The organism is Nonomuraea sp. NPDC050394 (assembly GCF_044459065.1).
GTDB lineage: Bacteria > Actinomycetota > Actinomycetes > Streptosporangiales > Streptosporangiaceae > Nonomuraea.
Genome location: NZ_JBITIO010000013.1, coordinates 241,234 through 256,629 on the forward strand (window position 1 = coordinate 241,234; position 15,396 = coordinate 256,629).

Genomic DNA, 15,396 nt, shown 5'->3' on the forward strand with positions numbered 1-15,396 from the left:
GGGGCCGGTGGGCCGTACGGGCGCGCACCGACGGCATGACGCGTGGTGGCGCCGTCAACGCGGCCCGGCGAGAGCTCGCGGGCCCCGGAGGCGCGCGAGCGGTCAGGGGCGCTGCCAGTTCGGGTCGCGGCCGATCAGCCCGAGCAACCGCTCCTGCGGGGAGGCGTCGGGCCCGACCTCGAACTCGGGCCCGAACACCTCCACTCCCGGCCCGAACGCCCCCGGAGTCCGGTACTGCTCGATCAGCTCAGGCGGCAGCGCGGAGACCGACTCCCAGGACTGCCGTACGTCCTCCGGGTCGATCGTGGCGTTCTGCCCCGTGGCCTTGGCCAGGTCCCAGCCGTGCAGGGGCAGGTCGGCGCTGATGACCTCGTTGACGTGCCGGGCGGCGGTGAACCGCCCGGCCGGGGTGTCGCACTCGGTCGCGGCCGCGACCGGATCGGCGAGCAGCGCCTCGACGTCCGCGCGGGCGGCGCGGAAGGCGGCGAGCGGGTTCTCCTTCACCGAGGGGGCGGGGCTGAGCGCGCGGCCGACCGGGCTCAGCATGACGGCGTGCATGTCCACGATGTGCCCCACCACGTCGCGGGCGGTCCACTGCGCGCAGGGCGACGGTGCTGACCACTGCTCCGGCTTGACGGCGGCGACCTTCGCCTCGAAGGCGTCGGCCCGGCGCCGGTAGACGTCGGCTATCTCGCTCATAACCCCTCGTTTCTATAACCTACTGGTTTTCTACCGGCTGGCGAGGGGTCAGTCAAGGCGGCGTCAGCCGAGCCAGCCCGGCACCACCAGCAGCGCCCATGCCGCAAGCGGGCCGATGACCACGACGGCGGCGCCGTAGCCGAGGAGCTTGCGGTAGAAGACGTCGCGGTCCATGCCCCGGACGTTGGCCACGAGCAGCGCGCCCGTGGTCGAGAACGGGCTGACGTCCACGATCGCCGACGACACCGACAGCGCCGCGATCATCGCGATCGGGCCGAGCGTCCCCTGCGACAGGAACGGCACCGCCAGTGGCACCAGCGCCCCCAGGATGCCGACGGTCGAGGCGAAGGCCGACACCACGCCGCCCACGTAGCAGATGAGCAGCGCGACCACGAGCGGGACGCCGATCGCGGCCACGTGCGTGCCGACCCAGTCGATGGTCCCGATCTCCTGCAGCACCCCCACGTAGGTGACCACGCCGCAGATCAGCAGCACCGTCGGCCACGCCACCCGCTCGACGGCGCCCTTGTTGGCCTTGGGCGAGGTGAGCGAGAGGATGACCGCGATGGTGACCGCGGTCAGGCCGAGGTCCAGCTTGAACGCGAGCACCCCCGCGCACAGCCCCACGATCCCGGCCAGCGTGAGCGCCTGGTGCGCGGTCAGCCGCAGGCCCGTCCCGGGCCTGGCGATCGTGGCAGTCCCGCCGCCACCAGAAACCGTGCCACCAGAAACCGTGCCACCAGAAACCGTGCCGCCGGAAACCGTGCCGCCAGGAGCCGTGCCGCCGGGAACCCCGGCGCCGGACGCCCCGCCGTGCTCCTCCGCGAGCGCCTCCTCCGCGACCTCCTCCTCGGAAGGCCCGTCGGACGCGGTACGGCGGGCCAGCGCGGGCCCGCCGAACATCAGGAACACGATGACCGCCGCCGCCGCGTTGAAGGCGAAGCTGGACAGGAACAGCACCAGGTTCGAGCTGGGCAGCCCCGCCTCCTTGGTGACCCCGTTCACGATGCCGCCCAGCACCGAGATCGGGGAGAACGCCCCGGCCTGCGTGCCGTGGGCGACCATGAGGCCGATGAGCAGGGCATGAATCTTGTACTGGGCGGCGAAGCCGTACGCGATGGGGGCGAGGATCGCGGCGACGGCGGGCGCGGGCGCGCCGACCGCGGTGAGCAGCGCGGCGATCGCGAAGATCACCAGCGGGATGGCCACGATGCGCCCGCGCACGAGATGGACGGCGGCGCGCACGAGCCAGTCGACGGTCCCGTTGTTGGTGGCGATCGCGAACAGCAGCGTCACCCCGACCAGGATCACGAACAGGCTGCCGGGGAAGGCGCCGAGGATGTCGTCGGTGCCCATCCCGGCGGCGAGCGTGCCGACGAGGAAGGCCCCGACGAGGGCCAGGGCTCCCAGATTGACCGGGAAGGCCGTGGCCACCACGAACATCAGGATGAGGGCGAGTATGGACAGAAGTTCGGCGGACATGACATGACTCCGTTCTCCCCCGAGTCAGGTCAGCAGGCGGATGAGTTCGACGGGATGGCGGGCGGTGCGGCCGGTGCCGTGCGCGATCTGCTGGCGGCAGGACACCCCTGTGGCCGCGACCAGGGTGTCCTCGGTGGTGGCGGACACGGCAGGGAACAGCCGCAGGCCGCCGATCTTCATGGACAACTCGTAGTGCTCGGCCTCGAACCCGAACGATCCGGCCATGCCACAGCAGCCGGCGTCGAGTTCGCTCACCCGCGCGCCGGGGATGCGCGCGAGCAGTTCGCGCGTGGCCGCGGTGCCGGTGACGGCCTTCTCATGGCAGTGGCCGTGGAAGAGGATCGTGCGGCCGCTGAGGGCGTCGCCGAGCGGCAGCGCGCCGTCGTCGATGGCTTCGAGCAGCAGTTCCGGTACGAGGCGGGCGCGCCCGGCCACCGCCTGGACGCGGGGGTCGCCGGGCAGGAGCGCCGCGTACTCGTCCTTGAGCGTCAGCAGGCAGGACGGCTCCAGGCCGACGATCGGGGCGTCCGAGGCCGACAAGCGTCCGACCATGGCTTCGGCCATGCTCTTCGCCCGGTCGAGCAGGCCCTTGGACAGGCTCGATCGGCCGCAGCAGCCTTCGGCGGCCAGCCGTACCGTGTAGCCGGCCTTTTCCAGCAGTTCGACGGCGGCCCGGCCGATGGCGGGCTCGGTGAAGGAGGTGAAGGAGTCGGCCAGGAGGATGACCTCGCCCCGCCGGCCGGGGGCCGGGGTGCGGCGGGCGTGCCAGCGCGGCAGCGTGTCGCGCTCGAAGCGGGGCAGCGGGCGCTGCCGGGCGAGGCCCAGCGCGCCGCGCAGCGGGGCGGCCAGCAGGTTGGACAGCGGCGCGGTGGCCGAGCCGAGCCGGTTGAGCGTGCGGATCGCGCCGAACAGCCGCGAGCGCAGCGGCACGCCGTGGGTCTGGTGGTACTGGTGCAGCGCCTCGCTCTTCAGCGAGGCCATGTCCACGCCGAGCGGGCACTCCGACGTGCACGCCTTGCACTCCAGGCAGAGGTCGAGGATGCCGTGCAGCCGCTCCTCGCCGAGCGCCGCCCGGGGGTCGGGTGAGGACAGCGCCTTGACCAGGGCGTTGGCCCGGCCGCGGGTGGAGTGCTCCTCCTCGCGGGTGGCCATGTAGGAGGGGCACATGACGCCCGTGTCCTCTTTGCGGCAGGCGCCGATGTTCATGCAGCGGTCGGCGGCGGCGTGCATGCCGTCCGCGAACGCCAGCGCCGTCCGCAGAGGCGGGGGCTCGGGGCGGGAGGGGTCGCGCAGGTGCTCGGTCATCGGGGCGGCGTCCACGATCTTGCCGGGGTTCAGCAGGTTGCCGGGATCGAACAACCGCTTGACCTCCCGCATCGCCGCGTAGACGGCCGGGCCGAACAGCTTCTCGTTGAACTCCGAGCGGGCCAGGCCGTCGCCGTGCTCGCTGGAGTTCACGCCACCGTGGCGGGCGGCCAGTTCGGCGACCTCCTCGGCGACCGCCCGCATGGCCGCGATCTCGCCGGGGGCGCGCAGGTCGACGAACGGGCGTATGTGCAGGCAGCCGACGGAGCAGTGGCCGTAGAAGCCGGCCTTCATGCCGTGCCGCTCCAGGATCTTCTCGAACTCCGCCACGTACGGCACCAGCGCCTCGGGCGGCACGGCGGTGTCCTCGACGAAGGCCAGCGGGCGCCGGCTGCCGACGCTGGAGGCCATCAGCAGCCCCAGCCCGGCCTTGCGCACCTTCAGTACGGCCTCGCGCCGCTCCTTGTCGATGGCCCGGAGCGTGTGGTATCCGTGCCCGCCCGCCTTCCAGGCCCTGGCCAGCTCGTCCACCTTGGCGGCCGCGTCGTCCCCGAAGAACTCCACGAACAGCAGCGCCTCCGGATCGCCCTCCAGGATGTCGCCGAGCCGGGCGTAGTCCACCCTCTGGCGGGACAGGTCGAGGATGGCCTTGTCCATGAGCTCGACGGAGGCGGCGTCCAGGGCGAGGGCGTCGTGGGTGGCGGCGATGGCGGACAGGGTCCCGGTGAAGTGGCCTACGGCGATCGCCCGCGTCGTGGGGCGCGGCACGAGGCGCACGGTCGCCTCCGTGACGATGGCCAGCGTGCCCTCGGAGCCGACGACGAGCGGGGTGAGGTCGTCCGGTGTGACCCGGTCGAGCCGGTAGCCGCCGGAGTGCCGCCAGAAGCGCGGGTAGCCCGCCAGGTCCAGGTTCTCCAGGATCTTGTCCACGCCGGCGCGCAGCCGCCCGTCCGTGGCCAGGTCGGGCGTGGAGGCGTCGGCCAGGACCACGTTCAGGGCCCGCACGTGGTCGATCGTCGAGCCGTAGCGGATCGAGTGGCTGCCGGCGGAGTTGTTGCCGATCATGCCGCCGATCGTGGCCCGGTTGCTCGTCGAGGTGTCGGGACCGAACATCATCCCGTGCTTGGCCGCGGCCCGGTTGAGCTGGTCCTGGACCACGCCGGGCTGCACCCGGGCCAGGTCGCCGTCCAGTTCCAGGACGCGGTTCATGTGCCGGGAGAAGTCCACGATCACCGCCGCGCCCACGGTCTGCCCGGCCAGGCTCGTGCCCGCGCCTCTGGGCAGCACCGGCACCCCGAGGCCGCCGCAGGCCGTGACCAGCGCGCGTACGTCGTCGGTGTGCTTGGGGTAGGCGACGGCCAGAGGCTCGATGGCGTACATGCTGGCGTCGGAGGAGTACAGGTGGCGGGTGTAGTCGTCGTCCCTGACCTCGCCTGCCAGCAGCGGCCCGAGCGTCCGCGCGAGGCTCACGCCCCGCCCTCCAGGTAGGCCAGGGCCTGCTGGACGCCGCCGTCCTTGATCGGCACCCCGGCCGCCCGCAGTCCCATCTCGACGCCGCTCAGCGTGCCGGCGAGCATGAGGTCGGTGAAGTGGCCGAGGTGGCCGATGCGGAAGACCCGCCCGGCGAGCCTGCCCAGGCCGGTGCCGAGCGACATGTCGAAGCGCTCCAGCACGATCCGGCGCACCTCGTCGGCGTCGAACCCGTTCGGCACCACCACCGCGGTCAGCGCGCTGGAGTACTCCCGCTCGTCGGCGCACAACACCTCGAGCCCCCATCCCCGTACGGCCCGCCGCGTCGCCTCCGCGTGCCGGTCGTGCCGGGCGAAGACCTGGGCGAGTCCTTCTTCCTCCAGCATGGACAGTGCCTCGGCCAGGCCGTACAGCAGGTTGGTGGGTGGGGTGTAGGGGAAGTAGCCGGAGTGGTTGGCCTCGATGATCGGCCGCCAGTCCCAGTAGGCGCGCGGCAGGCGGCCCTGGTGGTCCAGCGCCTTGGGGCTGACGGCGTTGAAGGCCAGGCCGGGCGGGAGCATCAGGCCCTTCTGGGAGCAGCCGACGGTGACGTCGACGCCCCACTCGTCGTGCCGGTAGTCGATGGAGCCCAGCGACGAGATCGTGTCGACCAGCAGCAGCGCCCGGTGCCCCGCGCGGTCGAGCGCCGCCCTGATCTCGGGGACCCGGCTGCGCACGCCGGTCGAGGTCTCGTTGTGCACCACCATGACGGCGGCGGTCTCGTCGGTCAGGTGCTCGGCGACCAGGTCGGGGTCCACGCCGTGCCGCCAGTCGCCGGGGACGAGGTCGACTTCCAGCCCGAGCTTGGCGGCCATGCGGCACCAGAGCATGGCGAAGTGCCCGGTCTCGAAGGCCAGCACCCGGTCGCCGGGCGACAGCGTGTTGACGAGCGCCGCCTCCCACGCGCCGGTGCCGGATGACGGGTAGACGACCACGTCGCCGCCGGTCTGGACGACCGACGCGAGGCGGGGGAGCAGGTCGAGCGTGAGCTCGGCGAACTCCGGTCCGCGATGGTCGATGGTCGGGCGGGCCATCGCCTGCAGGACGCGGTGCGGGACGTTGGTGGGGCCTGGGATCTGCAGGAAGTGCACGATACCTCCGTGCCGTGTAGCGGCACAGCGTGCCGTGGTGCGGTTCACTAACCTTAGAAGCGGGTCGTCGAAGGAGTCAATGGATGCAGAACGTCGTCAACGCTTTGCGCGCTCTCGAAGAGGTCGCCGCCCGCCAGCCCATCGGCGTGGGTGAGCTGTCGCGCGCGCTCGGACTGCCGAAGAGCACGGTGCAGCGCTCGCTGCGCACCTTGCACGAGGCCGGCTGGATCCGGCCCGCCGGCGGCGAGGTCACCCGCTGGCTGGTCACCACCAAGGCGCTGCAGGTCGGCCGGCGCGCCGAGCTGGGACTGCGCGACGTGGCGCTGCCGGTCATGGAGGAACTGCGGCAGCGCACCGGCGAGACCGTGCACCTGATGGTCCCGGAGGGCGACGCCGTCGTGCTCATCGAGCGGCTGGAGACCGACAAGCCCCTGCGCATCGTGCTTCCGCTCGGCATCCGGCTGCCGCTGCACGCCTCGGCGAACGGTAAGGCCGTACTCGCCCACCTGCCCGGGGAACTGCCTGAGCTGGAGTCCTACACCCCGGCCACCATCACCGACCCCGCCGAGCTGCGGGAGGAACTGGCCTCGATCCGCGCCCAGGGCTGGGCCGCCAACCGGGGGGAGTGGCGCTCCGACATCGCCGCCGTGGCCGCCGCCGTCCTCGGTGCCGACGGGCCGGTGGCCACCGTCAGCGTCTCCTGCCCCGCCACCCGCATGACCGGCGAGCTGCGCCCGGAGTACGGCAAGCTCGTCACCGAAGCCGCCGCCCGGATCGCCGCCGCCCTCTGACCCCCGCGTTCAGGGGGCGAGGTAGCGGGTCAGGGCGGTCTTGAGCTCGGCGACCAGCTCGTCCGGGTCCGGGGACGTGGAGAGCAGCGGCATCACCGCCTTCACCATCGCCACCGCCATCGTCCCCAGCGTGAGCGCGCGCGCCTGCGGCAGATCGGGTGAGCGCCGGCGCAGCATGGCGGCCACGTTGGCGGCGATGGCCGCGTGCAGGCGGGCCGCGGCCGAGGCCAGGCGGTCGCCGGTGGCCGAGCCGTACAACAGGGCCCAGTAGGCGGGGGCGCGGGACTTGAACGCGACGCTCTCGTCGACCAGCTGCCCGACCAGCGCCTCCAGCGGCACCTCCGGGGTGAGCGCGGCCAGCCGCCCGGCCCAGAACTCCTGCCGCTCGTCGGTGTAGCGGACGACGAGCCCGTCGAGGATCTCCTCCTTGTTGCGGAAGAACTGGTACAGCGACCCCGGCGACAGCCCCGCCCGCGCCGCGACGTGGTTGGTCGTCATGTCCGGATAGCCGATCTCGGCGATCACCAGCTCGGCGGCGTCGAGGATCTCGGCCATGCGCTTGAGCCCGCGCGCCTGCCTGCGGACGGGTCGCTCGGTCATGGGCACACCTCGTTGACAAATGCGAGCATTTACTTGTATTTCTGGCTGGGACAGCAAAACACGAGCAGTTTACCGAGTTTCGGGGAGAAGTCTCATGACCGCCGTGCCGACCCGTCCGTGCCGCGAAGGCGCCGCGAAAGCACCGCCACCACCCAGGCTCCGCAAGCTGGGATATTTCCTGGTACGGCGCCACCGCCTCGTCCTGTCCCTGGCCCTCCTCGCCTTCGTGGCCGCCGCCGCGCTGGCGGCGGGAGCGGTGCCGAGGTTGTCGCTGGCCAGGTTCGAGGCGCCCGGCTCGGAGTCGGACCGGGCCCAGGCCGAACTGGTGAACCGGTTCCAGACCGGCAGCCCCGACGTGGTCTTCCTGGTCACCGCGGTCAAGGGCGGCGTGGACGACCCGGCCGTGGCCGCCGCGGGGCGCGAGCTCACCGCCCGCGCGAAGGCCACGCCCGGCGTGGCCGAGGCCGCCTCCTACTGGACCCGCGGCAACCCCGCCACCCTGCGCAGCGGCGACGGCCGGCACGCGCTCATCGTCGTCCGCGTCCCCGGCGACGCCGACCACGTGCGCGGCACGATCCTGCCCGCTTTGGTACCGAGGATGGGTGAGGGCGTCGCCGGAGTGGCCGCGGTGCGGGCCGGGGGCGGCGAGGAGGTGTTCCGCCAGACCGTCCCGCTGGCCCGGCAGGACTTCGTCAGGGCCGAGCTGGTGATCTTCCCGCTGGTGTTCGCGCTGCTGTGGTGGTACCTGCGGCGGGCGGTCGCGGCGCTGGTGCCGATCCTGGCCGGGGTGTTCGCGATGGCGGTCGGGCTGGCGTTGCTGCGCGGCGTCCTGGTCTTCACCGACGTGTCCACGTTCGCGCTGAACCTCACGCTCGCCATGGGCCTCGGGCTCGGCATCGACTACTGCCTGTTCGTCATCGCCCGCTTCCGCGAGGAGACCAAGGCCGGGCGCGAGCGCGCCGACGCGGTGGCCGGGGCGGTGGAGCACGCCGGCCGGACGGTGATCTTCAGCGGGCTGACCGTGGCGGCGTCGCTGGCCGTGCTGTTCGCGCTGCCCTTCGGGTTCCTGCGCTCGTTCGCGTACGCGGGGATCGCGGTCGTGGTGGGCGGGGTGGCGGTGGCGGTGCTCGTGCTGCCGGCCGTGCTGGCGAGTGCCGGGGGCGCCTTCCTGCCCAGGCGGGAGCGGTCCGTGCGGGGCGAGGGGTTCTGGCACGGGCTGGCCGTGCGCGTGATGCGGCGTCCGCTTCTGTACGGCGGCGCGGCCACGGCGGCGCTGCTCGTGCTGGCCTCGCCGTTCCTGGGCCTGAACTTCGGCACCGCCGATGACCGCATCCTGCCGCCGTCCGCGCCCGCTCGGCAGACCCAGGACGTCATCCGGCAGAACTTCCCGGCCGAGGAGACCGACGCCATCCAGATCGTCGCCACAAGCACCCCGCCAGGCGGTGTTTCCGAATCAGGCGACATGTCAGAAGCAGGCGACATTTCGCGATATGCGGCTACACTCTCCCGCCTGCCCGGCGTCGCCCAGGTCGACTCCGCCGCCGGCTCCTACGCGCGGGGTGAGCGGACCGGCGACGGCGAGCCCGCCAGGTTCGGCCCCGCGGGCCGGGGCACGTGGCTGTCGGTGGTCCCGTCCGCCCAGGCATTGGCCGGAGACCCGGTCGACCTCGTGGCGGCGGTCCGCGCCACCCCCGCGCCGTTCGAGCGGCTGGTCGGCGGCTACCCGGCCGAGCTGGCCGACTACCGTGCCTCCATCGTCGAGCGCCTGCCCCTCGTCCTGGCCCTGATGCTGGGCGTCACCTTCGTCCTGCTGTTCGCCATGACCCGCAGCCTGCTCATCCCGCTGAAGGCGACCCTCCTCAACGTCCTCAGCCTCGGCGTCATGTTCGGCGCGATCGTCTGGATCTTCCAGGAGGGGAACCTGTCCGGGCCACTGGGCTTCACCGCGACCGGGACGCTGGACGCGAGCATCCCGATCCTCATGCTCTGTGTCGCCTACGGCCTGTCCATGGACTACGAGGTGTTCCTGCTGTCGCGGATCAAGGAGGAGTACGACCGCACCGGCGACACGACGCGCGCGGTCGCGGCGGGCCTGCGCAAGAGCGCCCCGCTGATCTCGGCGGCGGGCGGCATCCTGGCGGCCTCGTTCGCCGCCTACGCGACGGCGAGCGTGTCGTTCGTGCAGATGCTGGGCGTCGGCATGGCGATCGCCGTCCTGGCCGACGCCACGGTGATCAGGGCGATCCTGGTCCCGGCGGCCATGCGCCTGGCCGGACCGCTGAACTGGTGGCCCAGGAAGGGTTAGAGCGCGCGCGACCAGATCTGCTCGGTCACCGCGACGCCGTTCTCCTCGCCCTTCTCCTCCGACTCCATCGCGAACCCGGCCGCCTGGTAGATCCGCCGCGCGCTCACGAGGTCGTCGCGCGTCCACAGCATGATCCGCTTGAACCCCCGCTCCCGCGCGTGCCGCAGGCACTCCCCGACCAGCCTCTGCCCGATGCCGAGCCCCCTGGCCGACGGCTCGACCAGCAGCATCCGCAGCTGCGCCGTCTCCTCGTCCCTGCGCACGCAGAACACGCAGCCCACCCGCTGCCCGTCGACCTCGACGATCCAGCCGGCGTCGCGCTCGGGGGAGTAGGCGGCGCAGATCCCGGCCACGGTCTGCTCGAAGGCCAGCCCCCAGCCGTACTCCTCGGCGTAGAGGGCGCCGTGGCGCTGCACGACCCAGCCCAGGTCCCCGGCGCGGGGCGCTCTGATGAGGTACGGCTCCCGCCCGGCCGTCGCCGCCGGATCGCCGAGCAGGCGGCGGATCAGGGCCATGCCGCCGACCAGCCGCCGCTGGTCCTCCTCGGTCAGCCCGGCCAGCAGCGCCGCGACCTCGCCGGCCGCCTGCTCGTCGAGCCGGTCGAAGGTGGCGGCGCCGAGGGGGCTGAGCCGTACCAGCTGCTTGCGGGCGTCGTGGGGGGAGCGGCGGCGGGAGATGACGCCGTCGTTCTCGAAGCGGGCGAGCATACGGCTCAGGTAGCCCGCGTCGAGGTCGAGCAGGGCCCGCAGCTCGCCGGTCTCCAGCTCACCGGCGTGCGCGATCTCGAACAGCACCCGCACCTCGGTCAGGGAGTAAGGGGAGTCGAGCAGCCCTGCCTGCAGGACGCCGATCACCTTCGTATAGAACCGGTTGAAGGCCCTGACCTCAGAAACCCTTGCTTCCGTCAACGAACTCATTGCCCTAGTCAACCATGAAGAGGATTCTCCCGTGACGCAGCTCTACGTCGGTTCCTACGGGGACGGCATTCTCACCGCCGGTGAAGGCATCACCCCGGCCCCGTCCCCCTCCTTCCTGGCCGCGCACCCGGTGCTGCCCGTCCTGTACGCCGCGGGCGAGCTCGGCGAGGGGGTGCTGCTGTCGTACGCGACCGGCGGCGGCCTGCGCGAGACCGGACGGCGGCCGAGCGGCGGCGACAGCCCGTGCCACCTGGCCGTGCACCCGTCGGGCACGCTGCTGGCCGCGGCCAACTACGGCGACGGCGTCGCGAGCCTGCACCACCTCGACGCCGAGGGCCGCTTCACCGGCGAGCCGATCCTGCTGCCCCATCAGGGCTCCGGCCCCCACCCCGACCGCCAGCGGGGCCCGCACGCCCACCAGTGCGTCTTCCACGGCGACGTGCTCCACGTCTCCGACCTCGGCACCGACGAGATCCGCCGCTACACGCTGACCGGCGACGCGCTCGAACCGGTGCGCCTGGCGCCCGGCATGGGCCCCCGCCACCTCGTCTTCACCCCGGACGGGCGCGTCTACGTGGCCGGCGAGCTCGACGGCACCCTGCGCGCCTACGACGCCGACGGCTGGCGCGAACTGTGGCGGGCACCGGCCAGCGCCGCCGCCGGCGTCAACTTCCCCGCCCACGTCGACGCCGCCGGCGGCCGCCTCTACATACTCAACCGCGGCCCCAACACGCTCTCCGTCTTCACCGCCGACGGGGACAAGCTCGCGGAACTCCCCTCCGGCGGCGACTGGCCGCGCCACTTCGCCATCGCCGGTGACACCCTCTGGATCGCCAACCAGAACTCCGGCACCGTCGACGCCTTCACCCTGGACGGCGGCCTGCCCGCTCCCACCGGCGAGACGATCGCGGTCAAGAGTCCCGCCTGCGTGCTGCCGGTGTAGGCAAAGCCGCCCGCGCCCCCGGGCGGCGCCGGTGATCATGAGCGCTCGTGCGCATGCTCTTCCCGACCGCCGCCCCGGCCGTGGCCGCGACGCTGACCCTGGCCACGGCCCTGACCCTGGCCGCCGGCTGCACCGCCGCCACCCCCGCCCCCGTCGCCCCGCCCGCGGCGCCCGCGGCGCCGCCGGACGCCGCCGCTCCGCCGCGCGCGGTCCCGTGGCGGATCACCGGGCAGGGCGCCGAGCATGAGATCGAGGGCTACGCCGACCGCGTCAGCGTCCTGCCGGGCGAGCGGTTCGGGCTGCGCGTGTCCACGACGGCGCCGCGCTTCACCGTGCGGGCCTTCCGCATGGGCGCGCCCGTCACGCAGGTGTGGGCCTCCGGCCAGGTCTCCGGCGTACGGCAGGCCGCGCCCAGGACCGGCGCGGCCGGCATGGTCACCGCCGCCCACTGGAAGCCGTCCCTGAGCGTGCACACGGCCGGCTGGCCGGAAGGCGCCTACCTGCTGCGCCTGGACGCCTCCACCGGCGGCGAGCGGTATGTGCCGATCACCGTCAGGTCGGCCGCCACCTCCGGGCGCGTCGTGATCGTCAACGCGGTCACCACCTGGCAGGCCTACAACCGCTGGGGCGGCCGCAACCTCTACGAGGGACCCGGCGGCTTCGCCGCCCGCTCCCGGGCCGTCACCTTCGACCGCCCCTACGACACCAACGGCGCCCGCCTCTTCCTCGACCTGGAGAAGGACGCCATCGAGGTGGCCGAGCGCAGCGGCGTCCGCCTCGCCTACCTGACCTCGCTGGACCTGCGTCCCGGCGTGCTGGACGGGGCGCGGGCCGTGGTCTCGCTCGGTCACGACGAGTACTGGACGGCCGGCATGCGCGAGACCGTCACCCGCGCCCGCGACCGCGGCGTCAACCTGGCCTTCCTCGGCGCGAACGCCGTTTACTGGAAGATCGGGCTGACCGGGCGGGTGGTCGAGTGCGACAAGGAGACGCGCTGCCCGCTCTGGCGCAGCGTCGCGCCGGAGAGCTCGCTGGTGGGACAGATGTACGACTGCTTTCCCGCGGAGGCGGCTTACGTGGTGCGCAGGCCGGGCCACTGGATCTTCGAGGGCACGCGCGGGCGGCGCTTCCCCGGGATGGCGGGCGTGGAGACGGACCGGGTCTCGCGTGGCTCGCCGCGCGCGGTGGAGGTGCTGGCCGAGTCTCCGGTCGACTGCGGTGGCCGCCAGACCGTGTCCCACAGCACCTACTACGTCGCGCCCGGCGGCGCGGGGGTGTTCGCCAGCGGGACCATGCGCTGGGTGTGCGGGATGCGGGGGCGGCGCTGCGGCCACGGTGTCACCAAGGACGCCGCCGCCTTCACCCGCCGCGCCACCGCGAACATCCTGACCAGGTTCGCCAAGGGCCCCGCCGGCCGCCTATGACCCGCCGGTGATCTCGCCGAGCACGCGCAGGATCTCCCGTTCGGCCGCCTCCTTGGTGACGCCGAGGCCCTCCAGCACGATCAGCGCGGGTACCTCGGCCGCCTCGGGCAGCGACAGCGTGCCGAGCAGGATGTGCTCGGTGCCCACGTAGTTGTGCCCGAGCCGCAGGGCCTCGCGCAGGGTCAGCTCCATGATCTTCCTGCCCTGGGCGGAGAACGGGACCTGCGGGCCGGGAGCGCCGGTGCCGGGCGGCAGCGAGTTGAGCATCGCCTCCTTGACCGTGTCCAGGGGGGCGCCGAGCGCGACCATGCACCTGCCGGCCAGTGCCTCGGGCTCGTGCAGCAGCCCCAGGACGACGTGGGCGGGCTCGATGTGGTCGTGGCCGGTGCCCTTGGCCTCTTCCATCGCGCCGACGACGCAGCGGCGGGCGCGGTCGGTGTAGCGGGTGTAGGCGGAGAGGTCGTCGCTCAGGGAGCCCTCCTTGGTGACGAACCGCTTCTGGGCGGCCTGCTTGGTCACGCCCATGCTGCGGCCGATCTCGGTCCAGGAGGCGCCGGAGTGGCGGGCCCGGTCGACGAAGTGGCCGATGAGATGGTCGGCCACCTCGCCCAGGTGCTCACCCATGAACACGGCGTCCGACAACTCGCCGAGAGGGTCGCCGTCGGGGTGACGCTGCTTGATCGCGTTGATGATGTCGTCGAGACGAACGGTTCCATCCATGCGTCAACGATAGGTTGACGATCGCACGAACGTCAACTTCTGGTTGACGATTTCAGTGCTTGGTCAGGGCGACGGCGGCGCGCCAGCGGTCGTAGGCGGCGTCGTCGCGGGCGCCGGGCTCGAAGCGGCGGTCCAGACGCCAGGTCGCGCGCAACTCCTCGTCCGAGTCCCAGACGCCGGAGCCGAGACCGGCTAGGAAGGCGGCGCCCAGCGCGGTGGTCTCCTGGATCACCGGGCGCTCCACCGGTACGCCCAGCTGGTCGGCCTGCACCTGCATCAGCAGGTCGTTGCCGCTGGCGCCGCCGTCGGCCTTCAGCCCGGCGACCGGGCCGCCCATCACCTCCACCACGTCACGCACCTCGAACGCGATCGCCTCCAGCGTCGCGCGCACCAGGTGCGCGCGCGTGGTGCCGCGGGTGATGCCGGTGATGAGGCCGCGCGCCTCCGGGTTCCAGTGCGGGGCGCCGAGGCCGGTCAGCGCGGGCACGAAGACCACGCCGCCGCTGTCGGGGACCGTGCGGGCGACCGCCTCCGACTCGGGCGCCGTCCCGATCACGCCCAGGCCGTCGCGCAGCCACTGTACGGCCGCGCCGGTCACGAAGATCGAGCCCTCCAGCGCGTACGTCCGCTCGCCGGACGGCTTCTGCCACGCCACCGTCGTCAGCAGCCCGGCATCCGAGCGGACGATCTCCGGGCCGGTGTTGGTGAGGATGAACGAGCCGGTGCCGTAGGTGCACTTGACCTCGCCGGGCGCGAAACACGTCTGGCCGAACAGGGCCGCCTGCTGGTCGCCGGCCATGCCGCTGATCGGCAGGCCGAGGCCGAGGAAGGCGTCCGGGTCGGTGTGGCCGATCGGGCCGTGGTTCGGGACGATCTCCGGCAGCGCGGACTCGGGGACGCCGAACAGCTCGCACAGCTCCGGTTCCCAGGTTCCGGAGGCCAGGCCGTACAGGAGAGTGCGCGAGGCGTTGGACGGGTCGGTGACGTGGCGCGCGCCCGCGGTCAGGCGGGCGACGAGGTAGCTGTCCACGGTGCCGAGCGCGGTGCGGCCCGAGGTGACGCCCGCCCACGCGGCGGGGTCGCGCTCGGCCAGCCAGGTGAGCTTGGTGGCGGTGAAGTACGGGTCGAGGCGCAGGCCGGTCAGCTCCGACACGCGCGGCTCGTGCCCGGCCGCGCGCAGGCGCTCGCAGACCCCGGCCGTGCGGCGGTCCTGCCAGACCACGGCCCTGCGCGGCGCGGCCAGCGTCCGCCGGTCCCACAGGACGGCGGTCTCGCGCTGGTTGGTGATCCCGACGCACGACGGCGCCGTCCCCGCGCCGCGCAGGGCCGTCGCGCACGCGGCGAGCGTGGCCTGCCAGATGTCCTCCGGGTTGTGCTCGACCCAGCCCGGTTCGGGGAAGTGCTGCGGAAACTCCTCATATCCCCGGGACTCGATCCGGCCGTCCTCGGTCACGATCAGGGCGATGACTCCAGTCGTTCCCGCGTCAATGGCCAAAACAGTCACGGAACCGCCTTCCTGTTACTAATCTGGGCCGTGAATTTGGTCTAGACCACTGCCCGAGGCCACGGGCACAATGCGATTCTGGGTCGTGAACCCCATTGGGAGGAAC

The 15,396-nt window shown here is 72.7% G+C and carries 12 protein-coding genes; 4 read left to right on the forward strand and 8 right to left on the reverse strand.

The genetic code is table 11. The features are described 5' to 3' along the window. Nucleotides 1–102: 102 nt before the first annotated feature. The 4 genes from ACIBKY_RS40040 to ACIBKY_RS40055 all read right to left on the reverse strand — a co-directional run bounded on the left by ACIBKY_RS40040 (nt 103) and on the right by ACIBKY_RS40055 (nt 6,086). Complete coding sequence (locus ACIBKY_RS40040; RefSeq protein WP_397105338.1) at nt 103–699, reverse strand: TIGR03086 family metal-binding protein; 597 nt, start codon at nt 697–699, stop codon at nt 103–105. A 63-nt stretch (nt 700–762) separates the two neighbouring features. After that, nucleotides 763–2,181, reverse strand: a complete 1,419-nt coding sequence (locus ACIBKY_RS40045) for an SLC13 family permease (RefSeq protein ID WP_397105340.1) — start codon at nt 2,179–2,181, stop codon at nt 763–765. 24 nt (nt 2,182–2,205) lie between these two features. Continuing rightward, the gene (locus tag ACIBKY_RS40050) at nt 2,206–4,956 is read right to left on the reverse strand and encodes an FAD-binding and (Fe-S)-binding domain-containing protein (RefSeq protein ID WP_397105341.1); all 2,751 of its coding nucleotides are present in this window, start codon (nt 4,954–4,956) and stop codon (nt 2,206–2,208) included. Next, nucleotides 4,953–6,086 carry a pyridoxal-phosphate-dependent aminotransferase family protein gene (locus ACIBKY_RS40055; protein WP_397105343.1) on the reverse strand — a complete coding sequence of 378 codons (1,134 nt, stop codon included), beginning with the start codon at nt 6,084–6,086 and terminating at the stop codon, nt 4,953–4,955. The genes ACIBKY_RS40050 and ACIBKY_RS40055 overlap by 4 nt, the downstream gene beginning before the upstream one ends. Before the next feature lie 83 nt (nt 6,087–6,169). Here ACIBKY_RS40055 and ACIBKY_RS40060 point away from each other — a divergent pair, with 83 nt between their 5' ends. Then, the gene (locus ACIBKY_RS40060; protein ID WP_397105345.1) at nt 6,170–6,877 is read left to right on the forward strand and encodes an IclR family transcriptional regulator; all 708 of its coding nucleotides are present in this window, start codon (nt 6,170–6,172) and stop codon (nt 6,875–6,877) included. Nucleotides 6,878–6,886: 9 nt separating this feature from the next. Here the strand turns inward: ACIBKY_RS40060 and ACIBKY_RS40065 are convergent, their stop codons facing one another. Next, nucleotides 6,887–7,477, reverse strand: a complete 591-nt coding sequence (locus ACIBKY_RS40065) for a TetR/AcrR family transcriptional regulator (protein WP_397105347.1) — start codon at nt 7,475–7,477, stop codon at nt 6,887–6,889. Between the two features lie 94 nt (nt 7,478–7,571). Here ACIBKY_RS40065 and ACIBKY_RS40070 point away from each other — a divergent pair, with 94 nt between their 5' ends. Further along, nucleotides 7,572–9,782 carry an MMPL family transporter gene (locus ACIBKY_RS40070; protein ID WP_397105349.1) on the forward strand — a complete coding sequence of 737 codons (2,211 nt, stop codon included), beginning with the start codon at nt 7,572–7,574 and terminating at the stop codon, nt 9,780–9,782. On the opposite strand, the gene ACIBKY_RS40075 is transcribed toward ACIBKY_RS40070, so the two are convergent. Then, nucleotides 9,779–10,636, reverse strand: a complete 858-nt coding sequence (locus tag ACIBKY_RS40075; protein ID WP_397105351.1) for a GNAT family N-acetyltransferase — start codon at nt 10,634–10,636, stop codon at nt 9,779–9,781. The two genes, ACIBKY_RS40070 and ACIBKY_RS40075, sit on opposite strands and share 4 nt — an antisense overlap. A gap of 94 nt (nt 10,637–10,730) precedes the next feature. On the opposite strand from ACIBKY_RS40075, the gene ACIBKY_RS40080 reads away from it, so the two are divergent. Then, a complete protein-coding gene (locus ACIBKY_RS40080; RefSeq protein WP_397105353.1) occupies nt 10,731–11,642 on the forward strand; it encodes a lactonase family protein in 912 nt (303 codons plus the stop codon). A 53-nt stretch (nt 11,643–11,695) separates the two neighbouring features. After that, complete coding sequence (locus ACIBKY_RS40085; RefSeq protein WP_397105469.1) at nt 11,696–13,066, forward strand: N,N-dimethylformamidase beta subunit family domain-containing protein; 1,371 nt, start codon at nt 11,696–11,698, stop codon at nt 13,064–13,066. Here ACIBKY_RS40085 and ACIBKY_RS40090 read toward each other — a convergent pair. Both ACIBKY_RS40090 and ACIBKY_RS40095 read right to left on the reverse strand, forming a co-directional pair. After that, nucleotides 13,061–13,786, reverse strand: a complete 726-nt coding sequence (locus ACIBKY_RS40090; protein ID WP_397105355.1) for a Clp protease N-terminal domain-containing protein — start codon at nt 13,784–13,786, stop codon at nt 13,061–13,063. The genes ACIBKY_RS40085 and ACIBKY_RS40090 overlap by 6 nt on opposite strands. Nucleotides 13,787–13,838: 52 nt before the next feature. Further along, a complete protein-coding gene (locus ACIBKY_RS40095; RefSeq protein WP_397105357.1) occupies nt 13,839–15,290 on the reverse strand; it encodes an FGGY family carbohydrate kinase in 1,452 nt (483 codons plus the stop codon). Nucleotides 15,291–15,396: the final 106 nt, after the last annotated feature.

What these genes read in the sequence shown, in the direction of transcription:
- ACIBKY_RS40040 (WP_397105338.1), bottom strand. Translation starts at nt 699, where the DNA reads ATGAGCGAGATAGCCGACGTCTACCGGCGCCGGGCCGACGCCTTCGAG.
- ACIBKY_RS40085 (WP_397105469.1), top strand. Translation starts at nt 11,696, where the DNA reads ATGCTCTTCCCGACCGCCGCCCCGGCCGTGGCCGCGACGCTGACCCTG.
- ACIBKY_RS40065 (WP_397105347.1), bottom strand. Translation starts at nt 7,477, where the DNA reads ATGACCGAGCGACCCGTCCGCAGGCAGGCGCGCGGGCTCAAGCGCATG.
- ACIBKY_RS40090 (WP_397105355.1), bottom strand. Translation starts at nt 13,786, where the DNA reads ATGGATGGAACCGTTCGTCTCGACGACATCATCAACGCGATCAAGCAG.
- ACIBKY_RS40045 (WP_397105340.1), bottom strand. Translation starts at nt 2,181, where the DNA reads ATGTCCGCCGAACTTCTGTCCATACTCGCCCTCATCCTGATGTTCGTG.
- ACIBKY_RS40060 (WP_397105345.1), top strand. Translation starts at nt 6,170, where the DNA reads ATGCAGAACGTCGTCAACGCTTTGCGCGCTCTCGAAGAGGTCGCCGCC.
- ACIBKY_RS40070 (WP_397105349.1), top strand. Translation starts at nt 7,572, where the DNA reads ATGACCGCCGTGCCGACCCGTCCGTGCCGCGAAGGCGCCGCGAAAGCA.